Annotated in this window: 4 protein-coding genes; 3 read left to right on the top strand and 1 reads right to left on the bottom strand. The window is 67.7% G+C overall.

All coding sequences use genetic code 11. The annotated features are described in order from the left end of the window. Window positions 1-193 precede the first annotated feature (193 nt). The gene (locus tag ACOJVU_RS19465) at window positions 194-1,846 is read left to right on the top strand and encodes a PecA family PE domain-processing aspartic protease (RefSeq protein WP_421531274.1); all 1,653 of its coding nucleotides are present in this window, start codon (window positions 194-196) and stop codon (window positions 1,844-1,846) included. Window positions 1,847-1,953: 107 nt separating this feature from the next. Here the strand turns inward: ACOJVU_RS19465 and ACOJVU_RS19460 are convergent, their stop codons facing one another. Next, entirely contained in the window at window positions 1,954-2,559 is a 606-nt protein-coding gene (locus tag ACOJVU_RS19460; RefSeq protein ID WP_421531273.1) for a TetR/AcrR family transcriptional regulator, read from the bottom strand. Window positions 2,560-2,612: 53 nt separating this feature from the next. On the opposite strand from ACOJVU_RS19460, the gene ACOJVU_RS19455 reads away from it, so the two are divergent. Beyond that, on the top strand, window positions 2,613-4,373 hold the full coding sequence (locus ACOJVU_RS19455; RefSeq protein WP_421531272.1) for an N-acyl-D-amino-acid deacylase family protein: 1,761 nt from the start codon (window positions 2,613-2,615) through the stop codon (window positions 4,371-4,373). Window positions 4,374-4,381: 8 nt separating this feature from the next. Beyond that, on the top strand, window positions 4,382-6,047 hold a 1,666-nt coding region (gene hrpA / locus ACOJVU_RS19450), incomplete at its 3' end, for an ATP-dependent RNA helicase HrpA (protein ID WP_421531275.1).

The following is a 6,047-nucleotide window of genomic DNA, read 5'->3' as shown; positions in this document are numbered from 1 at the left end:
TGACACCGATCTGGACCGGCACAGCGCCACTGCCATGAGACTGGTAGCTCGGATTCAAGTTTTTTCCAGCTGCGCTGTCATAAAATCTGGTGTCCGGACGTCGTGATGCTTCCGATCGCAGCCTTCTCATAACCTGGGAGGCTTGCCACCGGCTGCAGGGGGGGCGTTGTGGAGGGGAAGGACACCAGCGGGCATGAGTTTCCTGACATCACCACCCGAGATCAACTCGCTGCGGATGTATGCCGGAGCGGGTTCGGGACCGCTGCGGGCCGCGGCGGCTGCCTGGAACGGGTTGGCCGGTGAGCTAGGTTCGGCGGCCCAATCGTTCTCGTCGATCACCGGTGGTCTGGCCGGCCAGGCGTGGCAGGGGCCCTCCTCTGCGGCGATGATCGCAGTCGCGGGCCGGTACACGAATGTCCTCACCGCCGCCTCCGCCCACGCGCAGGGTGCTGCCGCTTCCGCGCAGGCGGTAGCCGGTGAGTTCGAAGCGGCGCTTTCGGCAGTCGTGCATCCCGCGCTGGTCGACACCAACCGCAATCAGTTGATGCAGCTGGTTAACTCCAACCTGTTCGGGCAGAACGCCCCGGCCATCGCTGCCATGGAAGCCGAGTACGAGGCGATGTGGGCCAAGGACGTGGCGGCGATGGTCGGCTACCACGGCGGCGTGTCCGCGGCTGTGGCGCAACTGCCGACCTGGCAGGCGGCGCTGCAGGGCGCGTCGAACCAGTTGAGCGGTGCGGTGGCTGCCGGCCCGGTCGGCTCGGCGCTGAGCTCGTTGACCTCGGCGGCCAACAGCGCCTCGGTGGGCGGGACATTCACCGGCGCCGAACAGAACGTCGGTGCCGCGGTCGGCCAGATCCGCTCCGACATCATCGGGGCCATCAACACACCGACCGAAATGCTGTTCGGCCGTCCGCTGATCGGCACGGGGGTGAGCGGGGCGCCCGGTGTCGCCGCCAGCACCAGCGCCACCGGCGCCACCGGCACCAGCACCGACGCAACCGTTCCGCTGACCATGGTGAACACGACCGAGCCGGTGGTGTACGCCTCCGTCGGCGACGGAGCGAGCATTCCTCTGTTGGTCGACACCGGCTCCACCGGCCTGGTTGTGCCTTTCCAGGATGTCGGCGGATTCTTCGGTTTGCTGACCCAAGGGTTGCCCAGCGGATTCGGTGTCGGCGGCTACAGCGGCGGATTGGACTACCTCTACGCGACCTACAACATGCCGGTGAATTTCGGCGGCGGGGTTGCGACCAACCCGACCCCCGTCGACGTGGAGCTTTTCGCCTGGCCGACGACGCTGCAAGGATTGGTGACGTACGGCTTCTCGTTCCCGTCCTACTTCGCGCCCGACGGTGTGTCCGGCGTCCTGGGGATCGGCCCCAACGCGGGGGGCCCGGGCCCCAGCATCGCGACCCAGTCGTTCGCGAACTCATCGTGGGACCAGGGTGTTCTCATCAACCAACCGGCGCACCAGTTGGTCTTCGGGCCGGCGCCGACAAGTTACGGCAGCGGCGTCACGCTGACCGGATCGCCGATCACCGACCTCACCGTGAAAATCGGCGATACCACCTTCGACAACGTCCCGTCGATCGTCGACTCCGGTGGCGTGGAAGGCACCTTCCCGACCTCTGTCCTCGGGAACCCGGCGACGGGAACGGAGATCACGGTCGATAGCGCCTCGGGTGACCTGCTGTACCACTACACCTACGAGAGCTCCTACTTCCCGACGGTCATCTCCAGCGGGTTGATGAACACCGGTAACGGCCCCTTCGAGCTGTACCCGACCTACATCAACAACAGCGCCGACACCACCACCATCTACACCAGCGCGTCAGGTCTGTAGCCCACCCTGGTGGGCGAACCAGGGTGGCGCGCGGTAACCCCTCGGCGCCCCGTTGATGACGTTGCGTGCCTGGGGTCGGTTGAGGGTGGCGAGGTGGTCGTCCAGTTTCATCGATCGATGAGCGAGCCGAGCACACTGCCGATGAGCCCCGGTGGCACGTTGCCGGGTTCGACGAGTTCTTCGATGGCCAGGCCGTTGTTCAGCGCGAGCAGCAGCAGTCCGATCAGGTCCGCCGACAACGGGGATCTGAGCCCGAGTGAACTCGCGACGTCCTCGATGGCGGCCGCCAGTGACGCGCGAACGACTCGTCGATGTTCGACGAAACGCGCCCCGACCACGGGGTCACGCACGGCCCGCGACCAGTAGTCGAGGAAGAGCAATTGCCATTCGCGGTTCTCGCCTATTCCCCGGATCAGGCGCTCGCCCACGGTGGTCAGCGCATGCTGCCCGTCGCGGGGAAGGTCGCGCATCGCCTCGGTGGCCAGCCGAATGCGCATGTCGATCTGCTGGTCCATCAACGCGAAGAACAGGTCGTCCTTGGATCCGAAGTTCGAATAGACCGCACCCTTGGTGAACCCGGCGGCGTCGGCGATCGCATCGATGCTGGCTCCGGCGAACCCGCACCTGGCAAACGTCGAGGCAGCTGCGTCGAGGATCCGCGCGCGCACTTCGCTGCGTTTGGGCCTCGATGGCGCCGCGTTGACTTCGGGCATGACACGTACGATACTCGCCAGTATCCAATACTGACGAGTATCCAGGAGTCTGTGTGCCCGATTACGACCTCGTCTTTCGCGGTGGAACCGTGTACGACGGAACAGCGAATGCGATCCCGACGCGTGCTGACGTGGGTGTGCGCGACGGCATCGTGGTCACGCTGAGCGCCTCGCCGCTGCCGGAGGGTCGGCGCACGATCGACGCCACCGGCAAATGGGTCATGCCAGGGATGATCGACGTCCACACCCACTACGACGCCGAGGTGCTGACCCACCCCGGCCTGGCCGAATCGGTGCGCCACGGTGTCACGTCGGTGGTGATCGGCAACTGCTCGTTGTCGACGGTGTACTGCGACGCCGACGACTGCGCCGACATGTTCGCCCGGGTTGAGGCCTTGCCATGGGACACCGTCCATTCTGCGGTCAAAGAGCACCAGAGCTGGGACGGGCCGCGCGCCTACGTCGATGCGCTGGAAGCCCGTCCCCTGGGGCAAAACGTCGCGGCGTTCATCGGCCACTCCGACATCCGGGTCGCGGCAATGGGATTGGAGCGTGCGGTCACCAAAGGAGAGAACCCCACGGTTGCGGAGCTCGACGCGATGCGCGACATGCTCTCCGACGCGCTCGACGAAGGGTTCGTCGGATTGTCGACCATCAGGAGCTCGTTTTCGAAGCTGGAGGGGACGCGCTTTCCGGCGCGGCAACTGCCCTCGACATACGCCGGCTGGCGGGAGTACCGGATGCTCAACGCCCTACTGCGCCAGAGCGATCGGGTACACCAGAGCACCCCGAACTTGACCAGGCGTGCCGAGACGGCGCTCTTTTTCGCCCAGAGCGCGGGACGGCCCCTGGGACGCCGCCCGCTGAAGACCACCCTGATCTCGGCCGCCGACATCAAAGCCGACCGGAGCGTGTGGCGGTTGACCACAACCGCGGCAAAATTGTTCAACAACGTACTCGGTGCGGACTTCCGGTGGCAGCACCTCCCAGTGCCCTTCGAGCTGTACGCCGACGGCATCGACCTGGTTGTGTTCGAGGAATTCGGTTCCGGTGCAACCGCATTGAATATCCGCGACGAACTTGGCCGTGGCAAGCTCCTCGCGGACGAGAGCTATCGGCGGGCCTTCCGCAAGGACCTGGCCAAGCGGTTCGGCTCCCGGGTCTGGCACCGCGACCTCAACGACGCGCAGATCGTCGCCTGCCCGGACCCAGCCGTGATCGGCCTGTCGTTCGGCGACGTCGGCGAAATGCGCGGGACCACACCGGGCGACGCACTGCTCGACCTCGCCGTGGAGCACGGGCGAGCGTTGCGCTGGCGCACCACCATCGCCAATGACCGCGACGAGGTCCTCGACCGGCTCGCGCTGTCCCCTGATGTCCAGATCGGCTTCTCCGACTCCGGCGCACACCTGCGCAATATGGCGTTCTACAACTTCGGCCTGCGCATGCTCGAGCGTGTTCACCATCGCGGCTTCATGCCGCTCGCCAAGGCGATCCACCGGCTGACCGGCGAATTGGCCGATTGGTACGGACTGGATGCCGGCCGGCTCGGCGTCGGCAGCCGCGCCGACATCGCCGTCGTCGACCCCGCCGGCTTCGACGGCTCCAGCGGCCGCTACGCCGAGGCGCCCGCACCGGGACTCGCCGACCTCAACCGGATGGTCAACCGCAACGAAGGTGCGATCTCGGCAACCATCGTCAACGGCCATGTCGTCTACCAGGATGGCGAGTTCGCCGACGGATTCGGAACGACCCTGCACGCCGGAACATTCCTACGCGCCGGCCAGCGCGATCGCCGCCCGGTCACCGCGTAACGCATACCCTGGCTCGCGTGGCCGAACCGACCATCCAGGAGCTGCGCGAACGCCTCGACGGCCTGACCATCCGCGACGCCGCACGCCTGGGCCGGCGCCTGAATACCCTTCGCGGCGCCGAGCCCGGCACGCTGCGGCAACTCGCCGACCTGATCGGCGCGGCCGAAACGCTCGTCGCCGACCGGCACGCCGCGGTGCCGACGATCACCTACCCCGACCTGCCGATCAGCGAGCGGCGCGGGGACATCGCCGAGGCCGTCCGGTCACACCAAGTGGTCGTCGTCGCCGGTGAAACCGGGTCGGGCAAGACCACGCAGCTACCCAAGATCTGCCTGGAACTCGGCCGGGGGATCCGCGGCACCGTCGGGCACACCCAGCCGCGCCGGCTGGCCGCCCGCACCGTGGCCCAGCGCATCGCCGACGAGCTGGGCAGCCCGCTCGGTGACGCCGTCGGCTATGCCGTGCGGTTCACCGACCGGGTCAGCGACCGCACCCTGGTGAAACTGATGACCGACGGCATCCTGCTCGCCGAGATCCAGCGCGACCGCCGCCTGCTGCGCTACGACACGCTGATCTTCGACGAGGCCCACGAGCGCAGCCTCAACATCGACTTCCTGCTCGGGTACCTGCGCGAGCTGCTGCCGCACCGCCCCGAGCTGAAGGTGATCGTCACCTCGGCGACCATCGAGCCGCACCGGTTCGCGAATCATTTCGGCGGTGCGCCGATCGTGGAGGTTTCCGGGCGCAGCTACCCGGTGCAGATCCGCTACCGCCCGCTGGAGGTGCCCGTCGCGTCGGGCACCGAGGACGATCCCGCCGACCCCGACCATGAGATCGTGCGCACCGAGACCCGCGACGAGATCGAGGCGATCGTCGACGCCGTCGGTGAACTCGAGTCCGAGCCGCCCGGCGATGTGCTGGTGTTCCTGTCCGGTGAGCGCGAAATCCGCGACACTGCAGAGGCGTTGGGCGGGTTGAAGCACACCGAGGTGCTGCCTTTGTATGCCCGGCTGCCAGCCGCCGAGCAGCAGAAGGTGTTCGCGCCGCATTCCGGGCGCCGCGTCGTGCTGGCGACCAATGTCGCCGAGACGTCGCTGACCGTGCCCGGCATCCGGTACGTGGTCGATCCGGGCAATGCCCGCATCTCCCGCTACAGCCGCCGCCTCAAAGTGCAGCGGCTGCCGATCGAGCCGATCTCGCAGGCGTCGGCCGCGCAGCGGGCCGGCCGGTGCGGGCGGGTCGCGCCGGGCGTGTGCATCCGCCTGTACGCCGAGGAGGATTTCACCGCCCGCCCTCGCTACACCGATCCCGAGATCCTGCGCACCAACCTGGCCGCGGTGTTGCTGCAGATGGCGGCGCTGCAGCTGGGGGACCCACCAAGCTACGTCGAGAACTTTCCGTTCCTCGACCCGCCGGAGCGCCGCAATGTCCGCGACGGGGTACAGCTGCTCCAGGAGCTGGGCGCGTTCGACTCCCGGGGCGCGATCACCGACCTGGGCCGCCGGCTGGCGCGGTTGCCCGTCGACCCGAGGCTGGGCCGGATGATCCTGGCGGCAGAGACCGAGTCCTGCGTGCGGGAGATCCTGGTGCTGGCCGCCGCGCTGACGATCCCCGACCCCCGGGAGCGGCCGCGCGACCGTGAGGAGGCGGCGCGCCAGAAGCACGCCCGCTTCG

The sequence above is a fragment of the Mycobacterium sp. THU-M104 genome (assembly GCF_049197365.1).
In the GTDB taxonomy this organism is placed as follows: Bacteria; Actinomycetota; Actinomycetes; order Mycobacteriales; family Mycobacteriaceae; genus Mycobacterium.
This window is presented reverse-complemented; position numbering and strand designations above follow the sequence as displayed.